22 protein-coding genes are annotated in these 23,711 nt (G+C 62.3%); 14 read left to right on the forward strand and 8 right to left on the reverse strand.

The genetic code is table 11. The annotated features are described in order from the left end of the window. Positions 1–16: 16 nt before the first annotated feature. From I6E60_RS04145 to I6E60_RS04155, 3 genes are all read right to left on the reverse strand, one after another. Positions 17–271, reverse strand: coding sequence for a hypothetical protein (locus tag I6E60_RS04145; RefSeq protein ID WP_197123217.1), 255 nt, complete (start codon positions 269–271; stop codon positions 17–19). A gap of 117 nt (positions 272–388) precedes the next feature. After that, positions 389–1,276 (reverse strand): DMT family transporter, encoded by an 888-nt coding sequence (locus I6E60_RS04150; protein ID WP_197178993.1) that lies wholly within the window; start codon positions 1,274–1,276, stop codon positions 389–391. Beyond that, positions 1,269–1,874, reverse strand: coding sequence for a helix-turn-helix domain-containing protein (locus I6E60_RS04155; protein WP_197178995.1), 606 nt, complete (start codon positions 1,872–1,874; stop codon positions 1,269–1,271). Before I6E60_RS04155 ends, I6E60_RS04150 begins: the two co-directional genes overlap by 8 nt. A gap of 259 nt (positions 1,875–2,133) precedes the next feature. Here I6E60_RS04155 and I6E60_RS04160 point away from each other — a divergent pair, with 259 nt between their 5' ends. After that, positions 2,134–5,733: a S8 family serine peptidase gene (locus tag I6E60_RS04160; RefSeq protein ID WP_197123223.1), complete on the forward strand. Its 3,600-nt coding sequence runs from the start codon at positions 2,134–2,136 to the stop codon at positions 5,731–5,733. A 115-nt stretch (positions 5,734–5,848) separates the two neighbouring features. Here I6E60_RS04160 and I6E60_RS04165 read toward each other — a convergent pair whose 3' ends face one another. Next, the gene (locus I6E60_RS04165) at positions 5,849–6,622 is read right to left on the reverse strand and encodes an IclR family transcriptional regulator (protein WP_197106390.1); all 774 of its coding nucleotides are present in this window, start codon (positions 6,620–6,622) and stop codon (positions 5,849–5,851) included. Between the two features lie 183 nt (positions 6,623–6,805). Between I6E60_RS04165 and I6E60_RS04170 the strand changes: the two genes are divergently transcribed. The 10 genes from I6E60_RS04170 to I6E60_RS04215 all read left to right on the forward strand — a co-directional run bounded on the left by I6E60_RS04170 (position 6,806) and on the right by I6E60_RS04215 (position 18,624). Then, positions 6,806–7,564 (forward strand): MIP/aquaporin family protein, encoded by a 759-nt coding sequence (locus I6E60_RS04170; protein WP_197123225.1) that lies wholly within the window; start codon positions 6,806–6,808, stop codon positions 7,562–7,564. Next, complete coding sequence (dhaK, locus tag I6E60_RS04175) at positions 7,564–8,562, forward strand: dihydroxyacetone kinase subunit DhaK (protein WP_197123227.1); 999 nt, start codon at positions 7,564–7,566, stop codon at positions 8,560–8,562. The genes I6E60_RS04170 and dhaK overlap by 1 nt, the downstream gene beginning before the upstream one ends. Before the next feature lie 5 nt (positions 8,563–8,567). Next, on the forward strand, positions 8,568–9,209 hold the full coding sequence (gene dhaL / locus I6E60_RS04180; RefSeq protein ID WP_197178997.1) for a dihydroxyacetone kinase subunit DhaL: 642 nt from the start codon (positions 8,568–8,570) through the stop codon (positions 9,207–9,209). 2 nt (positions 9,210–9,211) lie between these two features. Beyond that, the gene (gene dhaM / locus I6E60_RS04185; RefSeq protein ID WP_197178999.1) at positions 9,212–9,994 is read left to right on the forward strand and encodes a dihydroxyacetone kinase phosphoryl donor subunit DhaM; all 783 of its coding nucleotides are present in this window, start codon (positions 9,212–9,214) and stop codon (positions 9,992–9,994) included. A 146-nt stretch (positions 9,995–10,140) separates the two neighbouring features. Beyond that, a complete protein-coding gene (locus I6E60_RS04190) occupies positions 10,141–11,355 on the forward strand; it encodes a DUF6350 family protein (RefSeq protein WP_197123233.1) in 1,215 nt (404 codons plus the stop codon). 9 nt (positions 11,356–11,364) lie between these two features. Further along, the gene (gene purN / locus I6E60_RS04195; RefSeq protein ID WP_197123235.1) at positions 11,365–11,949 is read left to right on the forward strand and encodes a phosphoribosylglycinamide formyltransferase; all 585 of its coding nucleotides are present in this window, start codon (positions 11,365–11,367) and stop codon (positions 11,947–11,949) included. A 5-nt stretch (positions 11,950–11,954) separates the two neighbouring features. Continuing rightward, entirely contained in the window at positions 11,955–13,556 is a 1,602-nt protein-coding gene (purH, locus tag I6E60_RS04200; protein ID WP_197109514.1) for a bifunctional phosphoribosylaminoimidazolecarboxamide formyltransferase/IMP cyclohydrolase, read from the forward strand. Positions 13,557–13,640: 84 nt separating this feature from the next. Beyond that, on the forward strand, positions 13,641–14,843 hold the full coding sequence (gene ddaH / locus I6E60_RS04205) for a dimethylargininase (protein WP_304611050.1): 1,203 nt from the start codon (positions 13,641–13,643) through the stop codon (positions 14,841–14,843). A gap of 179 nt (positions 14,844–15,022) precedes the next feature. Then, complete coding sequence (locus I6E60_RS04210; RefSeq protein WP_197123237.1) at positions 15,023–16,822, forward strand: ABC transporter ATP-binding protein; 1,800 nt, start codon at positions 15,023–15,025, stop codon at positions 16,820–16,822. After that, on the forward strand, positions 16,819–18,624 hold the full coding sequence (locus tag I6E60_RS04215) for an ABC transporter ATP-binding protein (RefSeq protein WP_197179001.1): 1,806 nt from the start codon (positions 16,819–16,821) through the stop codon (positions 18,622–18,624). Before I6E60_RS04210 ends, I6E60_RS04215 begins: the two co-directional genes overlap by 4 nt. Here I6E60_RS04215 and I6E60_RS04220 read toward each other — a convergent pair. Both I6E60_RS04220 and I6E60_RS04225 read right to left on the reverse strand, forming a co-directional pair. Continuing rightward, positions 18,621–18,932, reverse strand: a complete 312-nt coding sequence (locus tag I6E60_RS04220) for an MGMT family protein (protein WP_197179002.1) — start codon at positions 18,930–18,932, stop codon at positions 18,621–18,623. The two genes, I6E60_RS04215 and I6E60_RS04220, sit on opposite strands and share 4 nt — an antisense overlap. Before the next feature lie 2 nt (positions 18,933–18,934). Beyond that, complete coding sequence (locus I6E60_RS04225) at positions 18,935–19,387, reverse strand: N-acetyltransferase (RefSeq protein ID WP_197123243.1); 453 nt, start codon at positions 19,385–19,387, stop codon at positions 18,935–18,937. Positions 19,388–19,492: 105 nt separating this feature from the next. On the opposite strand from I6E60_RS04225, the gene I6E60_RS04230 reads away from it, so the two are divergent. The 3 genes from I6E60_RS04230 to I6E60_RS04240 all read left to right on the forward strand — a co-directional run bounded on the left by I6E60_RS04230 (position 19,493) and on the right by I6E60_RS04240 (position 22,341). Continuing rightward, on the forward strand, positions 19,493–20,707 hold the full coding sequence (locus tag I6E60_RS04230; protein ID WP_197123245.1) for an NADP-dependent isocitrate dehydrogenase: 1,215 nt from the start codon (positions 19,493–19,495) through the stop codon (positions 20,705–20,707). Positions 20,708–20,930: 223 nt separating this feature from the next. Then, positions 20,931–21,425, forward strand: coding sequence for a pyridoxamine 5'-phosphate oxidase family protein (locus I6E60_RS04235; RefSeq protein ID WP_197179003.1), 495 nt, complete (start codon positions 20,931–20,933; stop codon positions 21,423–21,425). Between the two features lie 37 nt (positions 21,426–21,462). After that, positions 21,463–22,341, forward strand: a complete 879-nt coding sequence (locus I6E60_RS04240) for a Rieske 2Fe-2S domain-containing protein (RefSeq protein WP_197179004.1) — start codon at positions 21,463–21,465, stop codon at positions 22,339–22,341. Here I6E60_RS04240 and I6E60_RS04245 read toward each other — a convergent pair. Both I6E60_RS04245 and I6E60_RS04250 read right to left on the reverse strand, forming a co-directional pair. Continuing rightward, the gene (locus tag I6E60_RS04245; RefSeq protein WP_197179005.1) at positions 22,338–22,850 is read right to left on the reverse strand and encodes a DUF805 domain-containing protein; all 513 of its coding nucleotides are present in this window, start codon (positions 22,848–22,850) and stop codon (positions 22,338–22,340) included. The genes I6E60_RS04240 and I6E60_RS04245 overlap by 4 nt on opposite strands. A gap of 37 nt (positions 22,851–22,887) precedes the next feature. Beyond that, on the reverse strand, positions 22,888–23,667 hold the full coding sequence (locus tag I6E60_RS04250) for a potassium channel family protein (protein WP_197123253.1): 780 nt from the start codon (positions 23,665–23,667) through the stop codon (positions 22,888–22,890). Positions 23,668–23,711: the final 44 nt, after the last annotated feature.

A 23,711-nucleotide genomic window follows, 5' to 3' on the forward strand; every position in this document is an offset into this window, starting at 1 on the left:
AGCGGCGCTTGTTTCGTTATTGAGGGACTTCGGATGATGGTGCCGACGGGGCTTTTCTCATTGCGAAACCGACTGACAGCACGACGCTCTGCGCGAAGCTCAAGGTCAGGACAGCGATGCCCGAGTACGCCGCTACGTAATAGCTCGACGGGGTACCGATCGCACCAAGCAATGGCTCTTCGTAGAACCAGATTGTTTGCCCGGCAAACACGCCCAGCACCGCGATCAAGGCTGTCACTAGCCACGATGAAATCAAAAAATAGACTCTCATGCGCTCCTCCGCTGGGTTCTTCGTGCGGATCAGTCGGCCTGCGTTCAACTAGCGTCACGCTTGCGGATGACCAATATTCACCCTAAGTGATTTTGACTCAGTAGTCGACGGTTCGCATCAGGCGTGCGGCGCGGGATCGAGCTCGGGGGCGGCATCGGCCGGCGCGCGAGTGCCGCTGCGTTGCGCCGCTGCTCCCGCGAGCACAACGAGGCCGATTCCGATCCACTGCACGAAGGATGGAATCTGGTGCAGCACGATCAGGCCGATGAGTACTCCGAAGGCTGGTTCGAGGGACATGAGCGTTCCGAACGCGGTGTGGGTCATCCGGCGTAGCGCGAGCAGTTCAAGCACGAAAGGCACGACGGGGGAGAGCAGGGCAAGGCCGAGTGCGATGGGCAGCACGCGCCAGTCGAAGTCGGGGATGACCTGGGGCGCTCCCACGAAGGTGGTGATGAAGGCGGCGATGGGGATCGTCATCGCGAGTGAGCTGATTCCTGTGAAACGATCGCCGACCTTTTGGGTGAGCAGAATGTAGGTTCCCCAGCCGACTCCGGCGAGCAGCGCGAGACCGACGCCGATGAGATTCGTTTCGCCCTCCCACGGTTCGGTGAGCAGCACAACGCCGACCAGCGCCAAGGCGGGCCAGGCGAGCATCCGGGAACTGCCGCTTCGAATCGCGGCCACCGCGAGCGGCCCCAAGAACTCGATGGCCACGGCCGTGCCGAGCGGAATGTGTTCGAGCGCTGACAAAAAAGAGACAGACATGACCGCGCTGGCGACACCCAGCCCGAGAAGGGGCCCGACATCCTGACGGCGGATGCGACGCACCTGCGGCCGGGCAACGATCAAGAAGATGAGGCCGCCGAGCGCCAGCCGCAACCACGCGGTTCCGCTGGCGCCAACTTGCTCGATGAGCCCCACCGAAAAGGCTGAGCTCAACTGGATCATCATCATGGCGGCCACCGCCATCGACCACGCGGGGAGCGGCTCGCGCGCGCTACGCATGGGAGTGATCCGCTCGGGATGACGCGCCGATACCCGGTTCGAGCACGGACAAAATGAAGCGGGCGGGCTTGCTGCTCGTGTTTTCGTAGGCGTGCTCTTGGTCGCCGGCGAATGCCATCGAATCACCCGGGCCGAGCACAAACGTCTCGGCGGCCACGGTTATTGTGATTTCGCCCTCGAGCAGGTGCAGCAGTTCTTGAGTGCCCGCACTGTGCGGTTCGCTCGACTGCGATTCGCCGGGCATGAAGGTCCACTCCCACAATTCCAGAGCTTCGGGGATGTTGCTGGAGGCCAGCAGGATGCCGCGGCCGCCGTTCTCTCCCGTCCAGAGGGTTGCGCCAGCACACGAGCGCGTTACCGTCGCCTTCTGGGCTGTGGGCGGCTCCACGAGGGCGGGCAAGCTCACGCCGAGGGCTTCGCTGAGGCGAAGCAGGGTGCCGACGCTGGGGTTCGCTGCGCCCTGCTCAACATTGACCAGCATCCGGCGGCTTACTCCCGCTTTCTCGGCGAGCTGGTCGAGTGTCAGCGTGCGCGCGTGGCGCTCGTTCTTGACGCGGGTGCCGATCGTGCGTGCAAGGAGCTCGGTGGGTTCATCCATAGGTGCAGCATACTGCACTAATAGTGCATTGCTGAAGGGGCCGAGTCTCGACGCCGAGATGCCACCTAGGCAGTCCCCCAAAGAGCGGACAATAAGTCACGTTAAGGTAACGCTGATCGATGAAGACCCCCTGAAGAGGGGTAGAACGTGCATATAGTGGCTCGTGGTGCGTGCCCGACCACCAGCTTTGCAAACACGCTCTGATCAGCGTGTGTACGTCACATAGGCAAGTCCCATTCACAGAAGAATAGGAACATTCGTGAGCATTCGAAGAGTCATATCGGTAGTGGCGGCGACAACTCTTGTCGCCACTTCCCTGGTTACCGGCGCCGCACTCGGCGCCACAGCTGCACCAGCATCCATTGGTGGCGGCGGCCAAACTGAATTCACCCCGGGACGTTACATCGTCACCATGGTGGATCAGGCTGCTGCAACCTACGACGGTGGTGTACGCGGTTTTGACGCAACAACCCCACCCGATGGCGAGCAGCTCGACACTCGCCGCCAAGTAGTGCAGGACTACACCGAGTATTTGGAAGAGAAGCAAGACGATGTCGCGGCATCCGTCGGAGCTGACATCGATTATTCGTACACGCTTGCGACCAACGGCTTCGCAGCCGACTTGACCGCGGCCCAAGCAGTTGAGCTTTCGGCCAACAAGCTCGTTGCCTCGATCGTTCCGGATGAGCTGAAGAAGATCACCGCAGCGCAGCGGTCAACAGAATTCCTTGGCCTTGAAGGCGCCGACGGACTCTGGGCCGCAACCGGCGGAGCAGAGACTGCCGGCGAGGGAATCGTTGTCGGTGTCCTTGACACCGGCTTCGCTCCGGAGAACCCGGCCTTCGCTGGTGACGCTCTCGGCAGCACGCCGGGTGCCGAACCCTACCGCGATGGTGACTCCATCGTCTTCGAGAAGTCAGACGGTCAAACCTTCACGGGTGTCTGCACCGAGGGCGACCAGTTCACCGCCGAGGACTGCACGACCAAGGTCATCAGCGCTCGCTACTTCGTTGACGGCTTCGGTGCCGGCAATCTCGGCGACGCGAGCGTTGGCGAGTACGTCTCGCCGCGCGACGGCGACGGTCACGGCTCGCACACCGCGAGCACGGCAGCCGGAAACCTCGAAGTCGACGCCAACGTCGGTGGCAACGCTCTCGGGTACTTCTCCGGAGTTGCTCCCGCTGCCAAGATCGCGGCCTACAAGGTGTGCTGGAGCGGACCGGACCCTGTCGACACGACAGACGACGGTTGTGCATCCACTGACCTTCTCGCCGCGATCGACCAGGCTGTCGCTGACGGTGTTGACGTGATCAACTACTCGATCGGTGGAGGCGCTGCTTCCAGCACCGTTTCGCCGACCGACCAGGCCTTCCTCGGTGCCGCTGCAGCCGGCGTTTTCGTCGCTGCCTCTGCCGGAAACTCTGGCCCCGATGCGTCAACGCTCGACAACGCTGCACCGTGGATTACCACGGTCGCCGCCAGCACCATCCCGAACTACGAAGCGACTGTCACTCTCGGTGACGGCCAAGAGTTCGCCGGTGCATCGATCACAGTCGACCTCGACCCTGCTGCAGAACCGCTGACGGGTGAGCTCGTCTACGCGGCGGATGTCGCCCTCGAGGGCGCAGTTGACCCCGACCTGTGCCTCGCTGACACTCTCGACCCGGCTCTCGTTGACGGCAAGATCGTGGTCTGTGACCGCGGAGTCATCGCTCGCGTCGACAAGTCGGCCGAGGTTGCGCGCGCTGGCGGTATCGGTGCGGTTCTTGTGAACGTGACGCCGAGTTCGACCGACCTCGACACCCACGTGATTCCGACCATCCACTTGGATGCTCAGTACCGCGATGCTGTCCTTGCGTATGCAGCGACCGAAGGTGCGACCGCGACCTTCACGCCCGGCAACGAAACCGCGTACCAGCCGCCGACACCTCAGGTCGCTGGCTTCTCCTCGCGTGGTCCCGTTGAAGCTGACGGCAGCGACATCATCAAGCCCGACATTTCGGCACCCGGCGTGGGAATCCTCGCCGCCAGTGCCAATGCTGAAGGAGCCGAGCCCACGTTCGCGCTGCTCTCGGGCACCTCGATGTCATCGCCGCACATTGCTGGTCTCGCCGCGCTCTACCTCGGGGAGCGCCCCAACGCGACTCCCGCTGAGATCAAGTCGGCGTTCATGACAACCGCGTACGACACCGTGGATGGCGACGGAAACCCCGTCACCGATCCCTTCACACAGGGCTCCGGTCACGTTGACCCCACCAAGTTCTTTGAACCTGGCCTGCTCTACCTGAACGGCATCGGCGATTGGCTGTCCTACATTGAGGGCGCTGGTTACGACGTGCTCGACCCCGCGGTCGAAGCAATCGATCCCAGCAATCTCAACCTGGCATCCATCGGTATCGGTTCGCTGACGGCAGCCGAGACGATTACTCGCACCGTGACCTCCACTCAGGCGGGCACATTCGAGGCATCCATCTCGGTTCCGGGAATCGACGCCACGGTCTCGCCCTCAACGCTGACCTTTGGCGCTGCCGGCGAGACACAGAGTTACGAAGTGACGATTAGCCGAACGGATGCTCCGCTCGACCAGTTCACCACCGGAGCTCTCACGTGGACCAGTGGCGACACCGTCGTGCACAGCCCCATCGCCGTGCGCCCCGTCACCATCCTCGCGCCGGATACGGCAAGCGGAACCGGAACCTACGGCGCCGTTGAAGTAACGGTCACGCCCGGCGGAACCGGCGACATCCCGCTGACCTCGACCGGCCTCACCGCTGGAGTCTTCTACGAAGACCCCACTGGCACCGAAACCGAGCACTCGGGTTCTGGTGTGAGCGGAGACGAGTTTGAGTACGCAGCAACCGTGCCCGAGGGCACAACGTATGCGCGCTTCGATCTCGACTCGATCGATGACACCGCCGACCTCGACCTGATCGTGTACCTGCTCGATGGCAGTGGCACTCCGATCGCCGGGTGGCAGTCAGCCACGGGAGCCGCCGATGAGCGCGTCAACCTTGCTGATCCGACACCGGGTGACTACCTCGTGATCGCGTCGGTGTATGCCGCGAACCCGTCGACCGCGTTCGACGTGCGCACCTTCGCCGTCGTGCCTGGCGCGGGAGAGCCCCTCGGATTGGACCCCGAAGTTCTCCCGGGTGTGCAGGGTGAAGCAGTGAGCTACACCGCATCGTGGGAAGGCCTGGCTCCCTTCACGAACTACCTGGGGCTCGTCAGCTATGGCGACACTGGGGCAACGACCGCGATTGAGGTTGTGACGCAAGAAGATGTTCTGCCGGGTACGCCCGTGAACACCGTATTGCCGACCATCTCGGGCAAGCCACTTGTCGGCAAGAAGCTCACGGCTAACCCCGGTGAGTGGGATGTTGACGGGCTGAAGTTCAGCTACCAGTGGCAGGCAAACGGCGAGAACATCGCCGGCGCCGACAAGCGCAAGTACACGGTCACGAACGCTGACGAGGGCAAGGCGATCACCGTCGTCGTCACCGCCAGCAAGAAGGACCTGCCAAGCGCAAGCGCCACCTCCGAGGCTGTGATGATCAACTACAGCTCGAGCGTGAGCCTGTCAGTGAGCAAGCACGTTGCCTTCTCGTGGAATACCGTGAGCGCCACCATCCGAGTCGCTACCGGTGAGGACGCCGCAGCGACCGGAACCGTGAAGGTGACGGTCGACGGCAAGAAGGTTGACACCATCACGCTGGACGAAGCCGACAACGGAAAGGTGACGGTGAAGCTGCCGAAGCTCGACCGTGGCCTGCACCAGGTGAAGGCAGAGTTCACTCCGGCCGGTGACAACGTGACTGGCTCAAGCAGTCGCAACGACTGGGTGTGGATCGTCTTCTAGGCGACACCTGCTCAGTAGCTAACACTCAACAACGGCTGGTCGCCTCCCCACGGGCGGCCAGCCGTTGTTGTGTGTTGCCGCGCTCGCAGTGTTAGGCGCGTTGGCGCGCTGGGTGTTAGTCGTCGGTGGGCCGCCGCACAACGGGCGGCGGCCACGCGGTGTAGCCGAGTTCGCGCGAGATATTGCGGGCAGTTTCGCGCAACACATTCAATACGTTGTCTTCGGGCGGCCATTCGCTGGAGTGAAGTACGACGGCCACGGCGGCGATGACGTTGCCGTTGCGGTCGGCGATAGGGGCCGCAATCGAGGATTCGCCGAGAACCGCTTCATCTTGCTCCGTGGCGATGCCGCGCTCGGCAATCTGCGCAAACTGCAGAATGAGCTTCGAGGGATCGGTGATGGTGTCACCGGTGAGGCTGCGCAGTGGTTTCTCAAAAAGCTGGTCGGCGGCATCCGCGTTGTAGGTCAACAGGATTTTGCCCATGGCGGAGGCGTGCACGGGAATGGAGAGGCCTGTCTCTGGCATTTGTTCGGTGCCATCTGGCCGATTGTTGTGATGGATGACGATGACTTCGTCGAAAAGTTCGGAGCCGAGGCGAACGGCGAGCCCGGTGCGTCGGGAAAGTTCTTGCGTCCAGCGCATGGCGCGAGCGCGAACATCGAGGGTGTCGAGATAGACATTGGAGAGTTTTAGTAGGGCCGGGCCGAGCATGTAGCGGTTGCCGTTGGGTTCTTTGGCGACGAGTCCGTGCACTTGAAGGGACTTGACGATGCCATGCACGGTGGACGGCGGAAGCGAGAGAAGGCCGGCGAGTTCCGTGATGCCGAGATGCCGGGCGCCCTGGAGCGACGACAGCACTTGTGCTGCTCGATCAATGGATTGGATCAACGCTGTTCCCCGTCATTTAGCCGGTATTCATTATCTCTGCACCACCGGTCTACTTTCGAACCGGTGGGGCTTGACAAGATGTAACTGAACGTAGCATATTCGACATTATCGAATAACGTTCCGATATTGACGAACGTTCGCGACACCCGGTCGCACGCGCAATACAAGTTCAAAGGAGAACTCATGGATGAGAACAAGCAGTGGCAGAAGCTGGCTGCGGAGTTTCTAGGAACCGCCTTCCTCGTTTTCGTCGGCGTTGGCTCAGTGCCCGCGACGTTCATCTTGAATGGTGATGAGCCATTCACCATGGCGAGTCTCGGAATCATCTCCTTCGCGTTCGGTCTGATCGTGGTCGTCACGGTCTATGTCTTCGGCTACATCTCCGGAAACCACATCAACCCCGCCGTCACCCTCGGCCTCGCTGTCGCCGGTAAGTTCGCGTGGCGCGAAGTGCCCGGCTACCTCATCGCTCAGCTCCTCGGTGCAACCGCCGGTGCCTTTGCGATCGTCGGCGTTCTTGGTCAGGCTGCTGTGGATGCCGGTCTTGGTGTCGCCGCCTACAACCCCGACACGATTCCCGTCGGACAGGCATTCTTCGCCGAGTTCGTCGGAACGTTCCTCCTCGTCTTCACCGTCTTTGGAGTTATCCACCGCAAGGCAGCCCCCGGCTTTGCCGGACTCGCCATTGGTTTCGTCGTCTTCGCCGCCATCATTCCCGTTGGCCCGATCACTGGTGCATCCATCAACCCCGCTCGTACCACTGGTCCGATGCTCGTTCAGCAGATCATGGGCGGCGAAGTGGCGTGGGAGCAGCTGTGGGTCTACCTCGTAGCTGAACTGCTCGCTGGTGTGCTTGCCGCACTTGCTTTCGGTTTCATTTCCAAGACCAACGCCGACAACGAGACCCTCACTGAAGCACTCACAGAAGAGAAGGCCAAGTAATGAAGAAACTGATCAATACCCCCGAATCGGTACTCGCCGACGCGCTCGCCGGAATCGACGCCGCGCATCCAGAGCTCAAGGTCGACCACGTCAACCGCGTGATCTACCGTGCAGAACCCACTCGCGCGGGCAAGGTTGCGCTGATCTCTGGTGGCGGCTCGGGCCACGAACCGCTTCACGGCGGCTTCGTTGGCTTCGGGATGCTCGACGCAGCGTGTGCCGGCGAAGTCTTCACCTCGCCCACCCCCGACCAGATGCAGGAAGCGACCAAGGTTGCTGACTCTGGTGCTGGCGTGCTGCACATCGTCAAGAACTACACCGGCGACGTCATGAACTTCGAGATGGCCGCCGAAATGGCCGAAGCGGAAACCGGAGTGAAGGTTGCCTCGGTCGTCGTCAACGACGACGTGGCCGTTCAGGACTCGCTCTTCACAGCCGGACGCCGCGGCGTTGGCCTCACCGTATTGCTCGAAAAGATCGTCGGCGCAGCAGCGGAAGAGGGGCAAGACCTCGCCGCGGTCACCGCACTGGCACACCGTGTCAACGACTCCGGCCGCTCCATGGGTATGGCACTCACCAGCTGTACCGTTCCGGCCGCAGGCAAGCCGACCTTCGATCTGCCAGACGACATGATGGAAATCGGCGTCGGCATCCACGGAGAACCCGGTCGTCACCGCGAAAAGCTCGCGGATGCGGCATCCATCGCTAAGCAACTGGTCGACCCGATCTTGGCCGACATGGACTTCACAGGATCACCAGCCATTGTGATGATGAACGGTATGGGCGGCACCCCGCAGATCGAGCTGTACATCATGTACAACGAGGTCGCAAAGCTGCTCAAGGCTGCCGGAGTTGAGGTTGTGCGCAACCTCGTCGGTGACTACATCACGAGCCTTGATATGGCCGGATGCTCGGTCACGATCCTCAAGGCTGACGATGAAATGTTGAAACTATGGGATGCCCCGGTGAACACCGCCGGGCTCCGCTGGGGAGTCTAAGAACTATGTCTACAAGCACCATCTCGCTCGACCAACTGATCGCCTGGCTTTCGCGGTTCCGCGATCTCGTGACCGAGAAACAGAGCTACCTGACCGAACTCGATTCGGCCATCGGCGACGCTGACCACGGCTCCAATATGGTTCGCGGTATGAACGCAGTGGTCGAGAAGATTGGTGCGGAACCCGCGACCGCCGCCGACGCACTGCTGAAGTCTGTAGGTATGACTTTGGTGACGTCCGTCGGCGGCGCGAGCGGTCCCCTCTATGGCACGCTCTTCCTGCGCATGGGCGTGAACGCTGGCCCCGTGACCGAGCTTGACGCTGCCGCCCTCGGCGCAGCACTGCGAGCCGGTCTTGAGGGCGTAGTGGCACGGGGCAAGGCTGAAGCGGGCGACAAGACCATGTTTGACGCAATCGCTCCGGCGCTCGACGCGTGGGATGCCGCTGTCGCTGACGGTGCCGATGTTGCTGCCGCGGCATCCGTTGCTCTCGCTGCTGCTGACAAGGGCCGCCTAGCGACCGAACCGCTCGTTGCCCGCAAGGGTCGGGCGAGCTACCTCGGTGAGCGTAGCGCCGGCCACATCGACCCGGGTGCCACCTCGAGCACACTGCTCTTCCAGGCACTCGACGACACCGTTTCGAGCTGATCGTGATTGGCATTGTGGTCGTAAGCCACAGCCCTGCCCTCGCGCAGGCCGCTGTGGATCTCGCGCTTGAAATGGTGGGGGAGACCCCGCCGCCGATCGCGATCGCTGCGGGGGCTGGCGACGGCATCATCGGTACGGATGCCGTGAAAGTTGCTGCGGCAATCGACGAGGTCGCCAGCGGTGAGGGCGTTCTCGTCTTCATGGATCTCGGCTCAGCGGTGCTCAGCAGCACCATGGCCACCGAGTTCATGACAACAACGGACGAGGTGCGGCTCACCGATGCGCCCTTCGTAGAAGGACTCATCGCGGCAATTGTGCTCGCCAATGCAGGGGCCTCGCTCGACGAGGTCGACCGCGAAGCGCGGGCAGCAATGGGCGCAAAGCAGAGTCAGCTTGCTGACCAGGGCGGTGCTGCTGCCGCGGATGCTGCTCTTGCCGCTGAGGCACCCGCTGCGGCCGCTCCTGCCGCTCCTGCCGCGGATGGCACGTCAGCGGACCCCACAGAAGTCACCGTCGAAGTTCCGCTTGTGAACCCTGATGGCTTGCACGCGCGCCCTGCATCGCTCATTGTGCAGGCGCTCGCGGGAGTGGACGCCAAGCTTACGATCACCGACGTGACCGCCGGCAAGGGACCGGTTTCGGGCAACAGCCTGATCGGAATCATGTCGCTTGGCGCTGCCAAAGACCACGTCCTCAAGTTCACGGCCACCGGCGGCGCGGCACAACAGGCCGTCGACACGCTTGTCACGATGACGGGCGATGGCTTCGGAGAACTCGCGAGCTAGCAAATTCGCGGCGTCACCCGCCTGAGTTTCGCCAGCCTGAGCGCCACCGGTCCGCCCGGCGGCGGCATCCATAACGCTGACAGATCGATCTATTTTCGGTCCGCCGTCGCGGCTGTTGGCGCGCGGGCGGGTACGCTCACCGAGACATGAATCGCCAGCTCACTCTTCTCTTCGCCGCCTTCGAGGCGCTCCTCGTTGTCGCTATCGGGATCGCGATTCCGCTGGTTCCGCTGACGCTGCTGTGGGGCATCCACTACGGCTTGGCCATCGACTGGACTGTGTTCTGGCGTGCCGCCGTTGATATTTGGCTTGTCGGCCATGGCGTCGATATCACCGTTGTGCTTGATCCGACCGTCGCGAGTGCCGTCGGTTTGCCCGCAGCGAGCACACCGGTCACGATCACCATGGCGCTGCTCGGGTTCGCTCTTCTGACTCTTCTGCTCGGTGTTCGGGCTGGTCGTCGGGTCGCCGAGACGCCCCACATGCTGCTCGGCACGCTCGCCTCGCTTGCCACCTTCGGTGCCGCTTCGCTTGTGCTCACCTTGTCGGCTCTGCATCCGGTGGCGCGCCCATCGCTGTGGCAGGGCACTCTCTTACCGACTGTTGTGTTCGCGGTGGGGCTGCTGATTGGCAGCCAAATCGTGTCAGCAGCAAACCCGGTGTCGGGAGGCATTCGCCGCTGGATTGCGGGATGGCCAGCTCACGTGCGCACGATCGTGGCCACCGCGCTGCGGGGCGGGGCGATCGCGGCTGCCGGTTTGCTCACGGTCGCGTCTCTCGTGACGACGCTGGCGATTGTCACGTCCTTCGCCGAAATCATCACGCTGTATGAAGGACTCCACACCGAGGTGCTGGGTGGCGTCGCGGTGACGATCGGCCAACTCGCGCTGTTACCGAACATCGTGTTGTGGGCGGCTGCCTGGCTCGTGGGTCCTGGCTTTGCGATCGGAACAGGTTCCGCTGTGTCGCCCCTGGCCACCACCCTCGGGCCCATTCCTGCCATCCCCGTTTTTGGCGCCCTGCCGAGCGGAGATTTCGCATTCGGATTCGCCGGACTCCTCGCCCCCGTTGTCGTCGGCTTCCTCGTCGCCGCCGTGCTCGGCCCGCGTATCGCCGGAGAACTGCGTCGCCGCGAACTGGCCATCGTCGCGGTCGGTATCGGGCTTACGGCCGCAGCCATCATGGGGTTGTTGACGTGGGCATCCGCGGGAGCTGCCGGTCCCGGACGACTCGTTGATGTTGGCCCGGAGCCGTGGATTGTTGCCCTGTGGGCGTTCGTGGAGTTTTCGGTCGCAGCGGGGCTCGGTCTTCTGGCGTCCGCACGCCCGGAGCGCACTGACGACGGCTTCACTGAGCGCTAGGCTGGGTGCGTGCTCACACTCGTTGTCTTGATTTCCGGGGGCGGGTCTAACCTCGCCGCCCTGCTCGAAGCGGCCGAGAGTGCCGACTTCCCTGCCCGTGTCGTCGCCGTTGGCGCTGACCGCGTTGCTGACGGGCTCGACCATGCCGAGCATTACGGCATCCCCACCTTCTCTGTCGCGATGTCGAACTTCAAGAACCGCGATGAGTGGGGCGATGAACTTCTGGAGCAGATCCAGTTCTGGAACGCTGACCTCGTCGTGCTGAGTGGCTTCATGAAGCTGCTGCCGCCGCGCGTCGTCGAGGCTCTTTCGCCCAACATCATCAACACTCATCCGGCCTACCTGCCGGAGTTTCCGGGAGCCCACGCGGTTCGCGATGCGCTTGCTGCTGGGGCAACCCAGACGGGTGCCAGTGTCATCAAGGTCGACAACGGTGTCGATAGTGGTCCGATCATCGTGCAAGAGCGCGTTGCAATCGAGCCGGGAGACACCGAAGAACACCTGCACGCCCGCATTAAGCCGATCGAACGGCGCTTGCTCGTGCAGACGATCGAAGACATTGCCACCAATCGCATCAACCTAAAGGAACTCTGAATCCCATGAGCGGCCCTAGCCACAACCCAGCCGATTTCCGCGAACGCGATGTCGTTCCCATCCGCCGCGCCCTTATTTCGGTGAGCGACAAGTCGCGACTCCTCGACCTCGCGGGTGCGCTTGCCGATGCGGGCGTAGAGCTCGTCTCGACCGGTTCCACGGCGAAGACGATCGCCGAAGCCGGTTATGACGTCACCGAGGTATCGACCGTCACGGGTTTCCCCGAGTCGCTCGATGGTCGCGTCAAGACGCTGCACCCGTCCGTGCACGCCGGCATTCTCGCTGACCTGCGCCTTGAGTCGCACGAAGCTCAGCTCGCCGAGCTCGGCATCAAGGCCTTCGACCTCGTTGTCGTGAACCTCTACCCCTTCGTGGAAACAGTTGCCTCTGGCGCTGCTCCCGCCGATATCGTCGAGCAGATCGACATCGGGGGCCCCGCCATGGTGCGCGCCTCCGCCAAGAACCACGCCAACGTTGCCATCGTCACGAGCCCAGACAGCTACGACGAGATCATCGCCGCGGCAGCGGGGGAGGGCACGACCTTCGCTCAGCGTTATGCGCTCGCCTCCAAGGCCTTCGCCCAGACCGCAGCCTATGACACCGCTGTGTCGCAGTGGTTCCTGACCGGTGCGCTTCTCGGTGAGACGGATGCCGCGGCATCCGCCCCCACACTGCCGGTGCACCTCGAGGTTGCCGCCGACCAGCTCGCCGTACTTCGCTATGGCGAGAACGCCCACCAGCAGGCAGCCCTCTACGGTGTGGCCGCTCAGCCCGGAATCGCGCAGGCCACGCAGCTCGGTGGCAAAGAGATGTCGTACAACAACTACGTGGATGCCGACGCCGCTCTGCGCGCCGCCTTCGACCACGACACTCCCGCTGTTGCGGTGATCAAGCACGCTAACCCGTGCGGAATCGCCACTGCGGCGAGCATCGCGGAGGCTCACGTTTTGGCGCACGCCTGCGACCCGATCTCGGCCTACGGCGGAGTGATCGCGGCCAACGGAATCATCACGAAGGCTGCTGCCGAGTCAATCGCTCCGATCTTCACCGAGGTTGTTGTTGCTCCCGGCTTTGAGCCTGAAGCACTCGAAATCTTGAAGGCTAAGAAGAACCTGCGCTTGCTGCAGCTGCCGGAGGGCTACGCGCGTGACAGCCGTGAGCTGCGCCAGATCTCGGGCGGCATGCTCGTGCAAGAACTGGATAAGCACTTCTCCCCGGCCTCCGCGTGGACGCTCGCTGCCGGTGACGCCGCCGATGCCGAGACACTCGCCGACCTTGAGTTCGCGTGGCGAGCGGTGCGCGCCGTGAAGTCGAACGCTATTTTGCTGGCTAACGGCGGAGCATCCGTGGGTGTCGGTATGGGGCAGGTCAACCGTGTTGACTCGTGCCAGTTGGCGATCTCGCGGGCTGGTGACCGTGCCGCAGGTTCCGTTGCGGCCAGCGATGCGTTCTTCCCCTTCGCTGATGGCCTGCAGCTGCTGCTCGATGCGGGTGTGCGTGCGGTGGTTCAGCCTGGCGGTTCGATCCGTGACGAAGAAGTGATTGCGGCAGCGGTTGACGCTGGCGTGACCATGTACTTCACGGGTGAGCGGCACTTCTTCCACTAACAAATGTCGCCTGGTGTACGCCGGCTCTCTCCGGGGAGCCGGCGTAAGGCAAATGCATAGAATCTTCCCGGTAAGTTGGGGCGCATGATCAGTGCACAACGGCGTATGGCCGCAGCTTTTATTTCCGGAATTGCCGTTGCCGGCACCGTATACCTCGCAACCGGGCTGGCGTTCTTTACGTCGAACGGTGCTGCGGCAGAGAACCTGCCGACGATCGCCGAGTACTTCTTGCCGATGGCACTTGTGCTCTTCTTGCTCTACTCGCTCGCGGCGGCGCTCGAGATTCACCGCTACTGGTACACGACCGCAGTGTCGGCTCTCGTGATCGGCATCGCCGCGGCCTTCTTCGGCACCGCCCTCGGCATCATTGCCTCGGGAGCCGAATGGAATCCCGAAGCGATGGCCTTCATCTTGGCAAGCCTGCTCGGCACGAACCTCATCTTTGTCGTCGCCACGATCGTGACCGCCCTGACGGTTGGTCGCCGCGTGTGGTTTGCCATGGTCGCCCGTGCCCCGCAGTCGACCTCCACGCTGACCGCTCTCGTACGTGCCCCCTCCTCGCGCATGGCTGAGGGAGAACTGACTCACCTCGACCGTGTTCCCGTGGATGCCGACCTTGCCGATTCGCAGTGGGAGGCCTACGTTGCCGCCCTCAAAGACAACGGCTTCGAAGTAATCGAAGTGCCCGCCGACGACGATCTCGCCGATTCTGTTTTCATCGAAGACACCGTGGTGATGTTCGGCGAGGTTGCGGTGCTCACGAGCCCCGGTGCTGAGAGCCGTCAGGCTGAGATTGATGCTGTTCGCGAGAGCGTCGCTGGACTGGGTCTCGAACTCCGCGAGATCACTCAGCCGGGAACTCTCGACGGTGGTGACGTTCTCAAGGTCGGCTCCACGGTTTATGTGGGACGCGGTGGTCGCACTAATGCTGAAGGTATCCGTCAGTTGCGCGCGATCGTAACGCCCCTGGGCTACACCCTCATTGCCGTGCCGGTCGAGAAGGTGCTGCACCTCAAGAGCGGTGTCACGGCTCTTCCCGACGGCACGATCATTGGGTACCCCGATCTCGTCGACAATGTCGACCTCTATGACCGTTTCTTGGCCGTGCCCGAGGCCGAAGGTGCCGCTGTTGTGGTGCTGTCGGATGACGCGGTGCTCATGTCGTCGTCGGCGCCCCAGACCGCGGCACTCATCGAGAATCTCGGGTACCGCGTCGTGACTGTTGACGTCTCAGAGTTTGAGAAGATGGAGGGCTGCGTCACGTGCCTCTCCGTCCGCATCCGCTGAATTGAGACTCTGTCAAAAAACTTGTGGATAGTGATTGTGAAAGCGCCGGGGCGGGCATATTCTAAAAGGCTGTCTGCCCCGCGCCAATCACGACGAGGAGCAGCGGTTCACGGTCGCACACGACGCGACCCGCAGTAATCGCGATCCCTGAACGCAGGGATCCCTCTCGTCAAGGATCCATGGTGTCACCACAGTCTGACCAGCCAGAACGCGTGAAAGCGGTCGGCACTTTTGCGGCTATCCGCCGGCTTTACCCCTACGCAAAATCGGCCATGCCGTTCATCTACCTCGGCATGGCAGCAGCGCTGGCCGCCGGAATTGTTGCGCTGCTCATCCCGCAAGTGTTGCGCTCGCTCGTGGATGGGCCGCTTCAGTCGGGCGATTCAAGCCAGATTTGGCCCGCCTTCTTCATCGTTCTCGGGCTCGGCATTGTCGAGGCGATCATGATCGCGCTTCGTCGCTACTTTGTGCTGACGCCGGGAACCCATGTCGAGGCGCGCATGCGCAACACCCTCTACATGACCTTGCAGCACCTGCCGGTGAGCTTCCACGACCGGTGGCCGAGCGGCCAGCTGCTGTCGCGGGCCGTCAGCGACCTCAACCTCATCCGTCGGTGGCTGTCGTTCGGACTCGTGTTGCTCGTGGTCAACGTGCTCACGATCATCGTGGGGCTGCTGTTCCTCGTAAACATCTCGTGGGTGCTCGGCGTGATCTTTATCGTCACCTCGATCCCGTTGTGGATCTACGGGTACGTCTTCGAAAAGAAGTACTCGATCGTGGCCCGCCGCAGCCAAGACCAGACCGGTGACCTCGCGACGGCCGTCGAAGAGTCGGTGCACGGCATCCGTGTTCTGAAAGCCTTTGGTCGAGGAAAGCACGCGCTCATCGGCTTCTCGGCTCAGGCCGAAAGCTTGCGTGGCACCGAGATTGAGAAGGCCCGCGCTATCGCCGGCATCTGGCTCTGGCTGCTGCTCGTGCCCGACGTCATGTTTGCGCTCGGACTTCTCGGCGGCGTGTGGCTCGTTGTTGAGGGCAACATCTCTGCCGGTGACCTGGTCGCGTTCTTCGCCACGGCCACCGTGTTGAGGTTCCCCGTGGAATCGATCGGCTTCCTACTGTCGATGACGTTCGACGCGCGCACTGCCGCCGACCGTTTCTTTGAAGTGATGGACTCAGCAAATCCCATCACCGACCCCGAACACCCCGAAACGATCACGGATAGCCGGGGTCACCTTCAGTTCACGAACGTGCACTACCGCTACCCCGATTCGCCCGCGAATGTTCCCGACCTCGTCAACGGCATCGACTTGAGCATTGAGCCAGGCGAGACCATGGCCCTCGTGGGGCTGACGGGCTCGGGCAAATCGACGATCACGGCCCTCACAACACGTCTCTACGACGTGACAGAAGGGTCAATCAGCATCGACGGCGTCGATATCCGCAACCTCACCCTGATTGAGCTGCGGCGTCACCTGGCGATGGCGTTCGAGGATGCCACGCTGTTCTCATCGAGCGTGCGCGAGAACGTGCTCATGGGGCGCCCCGATTCCACCGAAGAAGAACTGCGCGAAGCGTTGAGCATCGCGCAAGCCGACTTCGTGTACGACCTGCCCAAGGGCCTCGACACGCTCGTCGGTGAAGAGGGCCTGAGCTTGTCAGGTGGTCAACGGCAGCGCCTCGCGCTCGCTCGCGCCGTCGCCGCGAAGCCCGCGGTGCTTGTGCTCGATGACCCGTTGTCGGCGCTCGACGTCGACACTGAAGCACTTGTCGAGGCCGCGCTGCGCAAGGTGCTGAGCTCCACGACCGCGCTTATCGTCGCTCACCGCCCATCGACCGTGATGCTCGCTGACCGCGTTGCTCTTCTCGAAGATGGCAAGGTCACCGCGGTCGGAAAGCACTCCGACCTGCTGGCGACCAGCAGTCACTACCGTTACGTCATATCCAGTCTTGAAGAGGAAGAGCAGGAGGTCAGTTCATGAGCGTGATGGGAACCTCCGGCGAAGAACGCAACGACTACACCAAGGACGAGAGCCGTCAGATTCGGCAGCGCTCGCTGCGCCTGCTCGGATCGTTGATCGCGCCCGTGCGCCTTCGTGTTGTCCTTACGATGGCTGTTGTTGTCGTGAGCACTGCCGCGCAAGTGGCTGGCCCCGCGCTGATCGCGTACGGCATCGACAACGCGTTGCCCGCCCTCATCGACGGCGAAACGTTGCCGCTCGTGCTTGCCGTCAGCGCGTACCTGTTCACAGGCATCGTTGGCGCCTCAATGATCGCCTGGTACACCGTGCTGAGCGCCCGCGTGAGCCAAGCAATCCTGTTCGACTTGCGCAAACGCGTCTTCTTGCACACGCAACGGCTGAGCCTTGAATTCCACGAGAGCTACACCTCGGGGCGCATCATCGCGCGTCAAACGAGTGACCTCGATGCGATTCGCGAACTACTCGACTCGGGTATCAACCAGCTCGTGCAGGGTGCGCTCTACATGGGATTCATCGCTATCGCGATGTTCTCGCTCGACTGGGTGAGCGGCGTCATTCTGTTCTTCGCGCTAATACCGTTGGGCTTCCTCACGCGTTGGTTCCAGGTGCGGTCGCAATTGCACTTTCGTGAGACGCGCACGACTTCGGCCAAGCTGATCGTGCACTTTGTGGAGACCATGACCGGCATCCGTGCGGTGAAGGCCTTCCGCAAAGAAGAGCGCAACCGCGAACAATTCGGGGGGCTCGTTGAGAATTATCGGGATGCCAACGCCCGCGTCATCCAATTGTTCGGAATCTTTGACCCGGGTCTGGTTCTCATCGGAAACGTTGCTCTTGCGATGATCCTGCTCGTGGGCGGCCTGCGTGTCTCGACCGGCGATCTCGCGATCGGTGCCCTGCTCGGCGCGCTGCTGTATGCCCGCCAGTTCTTTGCGCCTGCGCAAGAGATGGCGATGTTCTACAACTCCTACCAGTCCGCTGCCGCGGCTTTGGAGAAGATTTCGGGAGTGCTCGAAGAGCGCCCGACCGTTGCTGACCCCACGACTCCGATTGACCTGCGCAAGGCCAAGGGAACCGTGAAGTTCGACGGTGTGGAATTTGCCTACAACGCCGACAAGGTGATCCTGCCGAAGTTTGATCTTGAGCTGCCCGCCGGTCAGACAGTCGCGATGGTGGGAACGACGGGTGCCGGAAAGTCGACCCTCGCGAAGCTCATTTCGCGCTTCTACGACCCCAGCCAGGGCACCGTGTCGCTCGACGGTGTCGACCTGCGCAAGCTGCATCCGAAAGATCTGCGCCGTGCCATCGTTATGGTCACGCAAGAGGCGTACCTGTTCTCGGGCAACGTTGCCGACAACATTGCGCTCGGTAAGCCCGATGCGACCCGCGAGGAGATCGTGAAGGCTGCGAAGGCGGTTGGCGCGCACGAATTCATTGAAGCGCTGCCCAACGGTTACGACACCGACGTAAACAAGCGTGGCGGTCGAGTGAGTGCCGGGCAGCGACAACTGTTGTCGTTTGCGCGCGCGTTCATCGCCGACCCTGTCGTGCTGATTCTGGATGAGGCAACCGCGTCGCTCGATATCCCGAGCGAACGCCTTGTTCAGGCTGGCCTTCAGACGCTGCTCTCCGACCGCACCGCCATTATCATTGCGCACCGTCTATCGACGGTCGCAATCGCTGACCGCGTGCTCGTCATGGAACACGGCCGCGTCATCGAAGATGGCACCCCGCAAGATCTCATTTCGGGCTCCGGCAAGTTCGCGCAATTGCACGCGGCCTGGCGGGACTCGCTCGTTTAGGGGCGGTATCGCGCTAACCGTAGGTTGACGCGATACCCGCCGTCGGGCATCCATGTCAGCGGCGTTGATTCGGCCTCGTAGTGCACGAGCGCCCGATCTTCGTGAGCGAGGGGTGGATGCCCGCCAGAACGGATGACGCGCCACCACGCCACGTCGGAACCGTAGCGGGCCATCACGGTGCCGACGGCCCGCGCGGCTCGCGAGCCGATCGTGGCAGCGACCTCGCCGTAGGTCATCACGTGGCCGGGCGGGATCGATTCAACGACCTCGAGCACGCGGCTCACGAAATCGTCGCTAGGAGCGGGCACGCTTAGAGCGTGTATTCGCCGAGCTTCTCGCCGTATTGAGTTTCGCCGACGACCTTGAAACCGACCTTGAGGAAGAACTGCTCAGGGCCGTCGTCGCCCTCTTCCCAAATGGCGGTGATGCGATCGAAGCCACGGCTGCGTGCTTCTTCAGCGATTGCCTTCACGGCGAAACGACCGATTCCTTGACCCTGCTCGTCGCCGGCGACGCTCACGCGCCAGATGCAGCTGCGAAACTCTTCTTGAGACGCATCGGGGTCGAAATTGCCCCGGACGAATCCGACGACCTTGTCGCCGTCAACGACAACGCGCGGCCACGACGTCAGCGGGTCAATGAAGGCATCCGCGATCGCGTAGGAGGGCGGCGTAACGAACTGCTCCTGCCCGCGACGCAGCGACAGGTTGTTGGCAGCCACGATGGTGCTTGCCGATAATTCTTCAAGTCTTAGCTCACCCATGAATACAGGCTAACCCGCGGTAGGCAGATGCGCCAAGGTATCTCGATGTCGAGATACATAGGAAAAAGAGTAAGCTGGTCGTGGCCACTAACTAAGGAGCAAAGCTTGTCCAAGATCAAGGTAGAAGGCACCGTCGTCGAACTCGACGGCGACGAAATGACGCGCATTATTTGGCACCGGATCAAGGAAACCCTGATCCACCCCTACGTTGACGTCAACCTCGAGTACTACGACCTCGGCATTGAAAGCCGCGACGCAACCGACGACCAGATCACCATTGATGCGGCTCACGCCATCCAAAAGCACGGTGTTGGCGTCAAGTGCGCAACCATTACCCCCGACGAAGCCCGTGTTGAAGAATTCGGCCTCAAGAAGATGTGGCGCAGCCCTAACGGCACCATCCGCAACATCCTTGGTGGCGTTATCTTCCGCGAGCCCATCATCATCTCGAATATCCCGCGCCTCGTGCCGGGCTGGAACAAGCCGATCATCATCGGCCGTCACGCCTTCGGCGACCAGTACCGTGCCACCGACTTCCGCTTCAAGGGCAAGGGAAAGCTGACCGTTGAGTTCGCTCCCGAAGATGGTTCCGAGCCGATGAAGTTTGAGGTTTATGACTCCCCGGGCGATGGAATCGCGCAGGTTCAGTACAACCTCGATGACTCGATCATTGACTTCGCTCGTGCCAGCCTCAACTACGGCCTCACGCGCAACTACCCCGTGTACCTCTCGACGAAGAACACGATCCTCAAGGCCTACGACGGTCGCTTCAAGGACATCTTCGAGGAGATCTTCCAGAACGAGTTCAAGGACAAGTTCGAAGCAGCCGGCCTCACCTACGAGCACCGTCTTATCGACGACATGGTCGCATCGGCCATGAAGTGGGAGGGCGGCTACGTCTGGGCCTGCAAGAACTACGACGGCGACGTTCAGTCCGACACCGTAGCTCAGGGCTTCGGCTCGCTCGGCCTCATGACCTCCGTTCTGGCCACGCCAGACGGAAAGGTCGTTGAAGCCGAGGCAGCTCACGGCACCGTGACCCGTCACTACCGCCAGCACCAGCAGGGCAAGCCCACCTCCACGAACCCGATCGCGTCGATCTACGCGTGGACCCGTGGACTGGCTCACCGTGGTGTGCTCGACAACAACCAGGAACTCGTCGACTTCGCGTCGACCCTGGAAGACGTCGTCATCAAGAGCGTTGAGGCCGGTCACATGACCAAGGACCTCGCACTGCTCGTCGGACCGGACCAGAAGTGGGAAACCACTGAAGAGTTCCTCGACACGCTCGACAAGAACCTCGCAACACGACTTGCGTAAGTAGCACTTCGCGTTTCTGACGACTGGCTTATCGCCAGCACGTTGTGAGAAGGGCCCGGAAGCTTCGGCTTCCGGGCCCTTTTGCGTGCCCGGCTCTCGTCGTTGTCGCCGACATTCTGCGCGTTCTCACCCAACACTCGGCAAGCATTCGGCAAGCGTTGAGGATTGCTCCCTAGCGTCGGAGCGCAGCATAACTGCGAACCGTCGACGAATTGGAGACACCATGTCATTTCAGACCCAAGCAACAACAGGCCAGCTCGACACCATCCGGTCGATCATGAAAAAGACCCGGATCGCGATGCTCACGAGCGTCTCCGCAGACGGCGCGCTGCACAGCCACCCCATGACCGTGCAGGAGGCAGAATTCGATGGCGATTGCTGGTTCTTGGCCTCCGCCGAGTCCGACACCGTGAATCAGTTGCTGGCGCATCCTCAGGTCAACCTGGCCTATGCGGGTTCGTCCGAGTGGCTATCGCTGTCGGGCTCTGCCGAAATTATTCGGGATGTGGCGAAGAAGAAAGAACTCTGGAACTCGTTCACTGATGTGTGGTTCGAAGACGGGGCCGAAGATCCTTCGGTGGTGCTGATTCACGTCAAGGCCGACTCGGCACAGTACTGGGAGAGCCCCGGCAAAGTTGCGACTCTCGTTAGCGTTGTCGCTGCGAAGGTAACCGGGGATGAGCCTCACACCGGGTCGTCCGAATCGGTCACGATCTAGTTCTCCAACAACACACGCTGAGAGGGACGAGGCTCTGATGAAACGACTGCCAGTATTGCGAAATGTTGACCGTCTAGAGGAAGCGGCCGCGCTCGATCCCGCTGTTGAGAAGACGCGGGCCGTCGTGGATGCAGTTCTTCGCCCGCGGTGGTTGCGAGACCTGCTGCATGGCGTTCCGCTGGGTCACCCGGTGCATCCGCTCGGTGTCCACGTTCCTCTGGGCGCGTGGATCTCGGCGGGCGTGCTGGACGCCCTGCCCGGTACCGAGAAGGCGTCACGGGCACTCGTCGGAGTCGGGGTGCTTGGCGCGAGCGGAACAGCGGTCGCCGGCTTCGCGGACTGGTCGAAGCTCGACGAAAAGCAGCAGCGCGTCGGCTTCGTGCATGCCGCGGTCAACATGGTGGCGACGGGATTCTTCGCGGCATCCTTCGTGCAGCGCTCCCGCGGAAAGCACACGAGCGGCAAGGTACTGAGCTATGCCGGGCTCGCGATCGCGTCGGGCGGCGGCTATCTAGGTGGACACCTGACCTACCGGCAAGCAGCGGGTGTCAGTCATGCTCCCGACGTGGAGGCGTCCTTCCCCAGCGGGTGGCAGCAGCTCGCTCCGCTCACCGAGCTTGCGGATGGCTCACTCGACAAGCGCGTTGTCGCCGATACCGAGGTGGTGGTCTTCCGTCGCGGAGACCGCGTCTCCGTACTCTCGAACACGTGCAGCCACCTCGGAGCCGAACTCCATGACGGGTACGTCGTCGGCGATGACTCCACCCCGGGCGGAGCGTGTGTGGAATGCCCGTGGCACCAGAGTGCGTTTTCGCTCGACACGGGGGAAGTCATCCACGGGCCAGCGACGAGTCCACAGCCGCGCTTCGAGAGCCGAGTCGTGGATGGCACGGTGGAGATTCGGTTGCCGCGCTAGTCGAAACGCAACCCCTCGGGGCGCGAGCCGCGGAGGGCGAGCACGAGCACAATGAGGGCGCCAGGCGGGACGAGCGCGAGAAATGCCCACCCTCCCGAAAGGTTCGAATCGTGGAGGCGCCGCACGGCAATGGCGATGCCGGGAATTGCTGTGAGCAACACCCAGCCTCCCGCAATGAAGGAGAGAAACACGAGGGCGGGAGAAGTGGCCGTGGTGGCGCCGCTCCAGCTTGCAATGGTGAGAGTCGGATAGACCAGCGAGCCGAACGGGCCGACGGTGAGTTCGGTCACCATGGGGCGGCCCGCGATCAGTAGCGGCGCGACGACCTCCAGCGCGGTAATTACGGCGATATTCACGAGCATCCACCACCAGTACTCGCTGCGACTGGCGCGACCGCGCATCCTGAACGATCGATCGAAGAATCGCTGCATCGCACCGCGCATCGACGCACCGAGGAGCGGTGCGCTCGCAGGCTCCATCGTGGGTGCTGCTGTGGCGGTGAAGGTCATGCCCACATCATAGATGAGCGAATTTCGTTTCGTAACTCTAGGGCGACGGTTTTTTCTCGGAGGAGCCCGGCAAGGTGGGAGCCGGGTTTCCCGAGGTAGCGGCCATCTGCGTCGCATGCTCGAGGAGCACGTGCTTGAGTTCAGCCACCTGCTTCGTGAGATCCGTGACCTCGCGACGCGTCGCGACATGCGAGAGCTCGTCTTGAGCCGCAACTCGTTCCACGATCCACGAGGCCAGGGTTGCCGTAACAACACCAAGGAGGGCGATTCCGGCCATCATCACGCCAGCGGCGATCACTCGACCTAGCGTCGTAGCGGGATAGATGTCGCCGTAGCCGACGGTCGTGATCGTGACGAAGGCCCACCAAATACCATCGCCGAGACTGGTGATCTGAGTGCTGTCGGCGTTGCGTTCGGTATCCAAAATGGCGAGCCCGGCGACAAAGACGAGCAAGAGCGATGACCCGACCGCGTAGGTGAGCACGCCACCGCGCACGGCGGTTCCCGCCCGTCGTTGCAGCACGCTCAGCAGAGTGACCAAACGCAGGAGGCGCAGCGGGCGCAACATGGGCAGCACGACGACCATGAGGTCGAACAGGTGCTTTCTGAACCAAAACCAGCGGTGCTCAGCCAAAATGAGGTTCACGAGGTAGTCGGCCACGAACACCACCCAGGTGACAGCGATGATGACCTCGGCCACCAGCATGGCGGTACCGGAGAGATTGGCGATAACCTCCCACGCGTAGGCGATAAGAAAAATGATGGCAGCAACGGTCAAGGGAATGTCCATGATCTGTTTCCAGCGCCGTTGAGTCATGCTGTCGAGCCTACCGACCCCGTTCAGGAGCGCGGCTAAGGGGA

Source organism: Salinibacterium sp. SWN167, from assembly GCF_015864665.1.
Classification (GTDB): domain Bacteria; phylum Actinomycetota; class Actinomycetes; order Actinomycetales; family Microbacteriaceae; genus Rhodoglobus.

Coding starts and splice junctions, on each gene's coding strand:
- I6E60_RS04235 (WP_197179003.1), top strand. CDS start 20,931: ATGTCATTTCAGACCCAAGCAACAACAGGCCAGCTCGACACCATCCGG.
- I6E60_RS04225 (WP_197123243.1), bottom strand. CDS start 19,387: ATGGGTGAGCTAAGACTTGAAGAATTATCGGCAAGCACCATCGTGGCT.
- dhaL (WP_197178997.1), top strand. CDS start 8,568: ATGTCTACAAGCACCATCTCGCTCGACCAACTGATCGCCTGGCTTTCG.
- I6E60_RS04215 (WP_197179001.1), top strand. CDS start 16,819: ATGAGCGTGATGGGAACCTCCGGCGAAGAACGCAACGACTACACCAAG.
- I6E60_RS04170 (WP_197123225.1), top strand. CDS start 6,806: ATGGATGAGAACAAGCAGTGGCAGAAGCTGGCTGCGGAGTTTCTAGGA.
- ddaH (WP_304611050.1), top strand. CDS start 13,641: ATGATCAGTGCACAACGGCGTATGGCCGCAGCTTTTATTTCCGGAATT.
- I6E60_RS04150 (WP_197178993.1), bottom strand. CDS start 1,276: ATGCGTAGCGCGCGCGAGCCGCTCCCCGCGTGGTCGATGGCGGTGGCC.
- dhaK (WP_197123227.1), top strand. CDS start 7,564: ATGAAGAAACTGATCAATACCCCCGAATCGGTACTCGCCGACGCGCTC.
- I6E60_RS04250 (WP_197123253.1), bottom strand. CDS start 23,667: ATGACTCAACGGCGCTGGAAACAGATCATGGACATTCCCTTGACCGTT.
- I6E60_RS04245 (WP_197179005.1), bottom strand. CDS start 22,850: ATGACCTTCACCGCCACAGCAGCACCCACGATGGAGCCTGCGAGCGCA.
- I6E60_RS04190 (WP_197123233.1), top strand. CDS start 10,141: ATGAATCGCCAGCTCACTCTTCTCTTCGCCGCCTTCGAGGCGCTCCTC.
- I6E60_RS04240 (WP_197179004.1), top strand. CDS start 21,463: ATGAAACGACTGCCAGTATTGCGAAATGTTGACCGTCTAGAGGAAGCG.
- I6E60_RS04145 (WP_197123217.1), bottom strand. CDS start 271: ATGAGAGTCTATTTTTTGATTTCATCGTGGCTAGTGACAGCCTTGATC.
- purH (WP_197109514.1), top strand. CDS start 11,955: ATGAGCGGCCCTAGCCACAACCCAGCCGATTTCCGCGAACGCGATGTC.
- I6E60_RS04155 (WP_197178995.1), bottom strand. CDS start 1,874: ATGGATGAACCCACCGAGCTCCTTGCACGCACGATCGGCACCCGCGTC.
- I6E60_RS04210 (WP_197123237.1), top strand. CDS start 15,023: ATGGTGTCACCACAGTCTGACCAGCCAGAACGCGTGAAAGCGGTCGGC.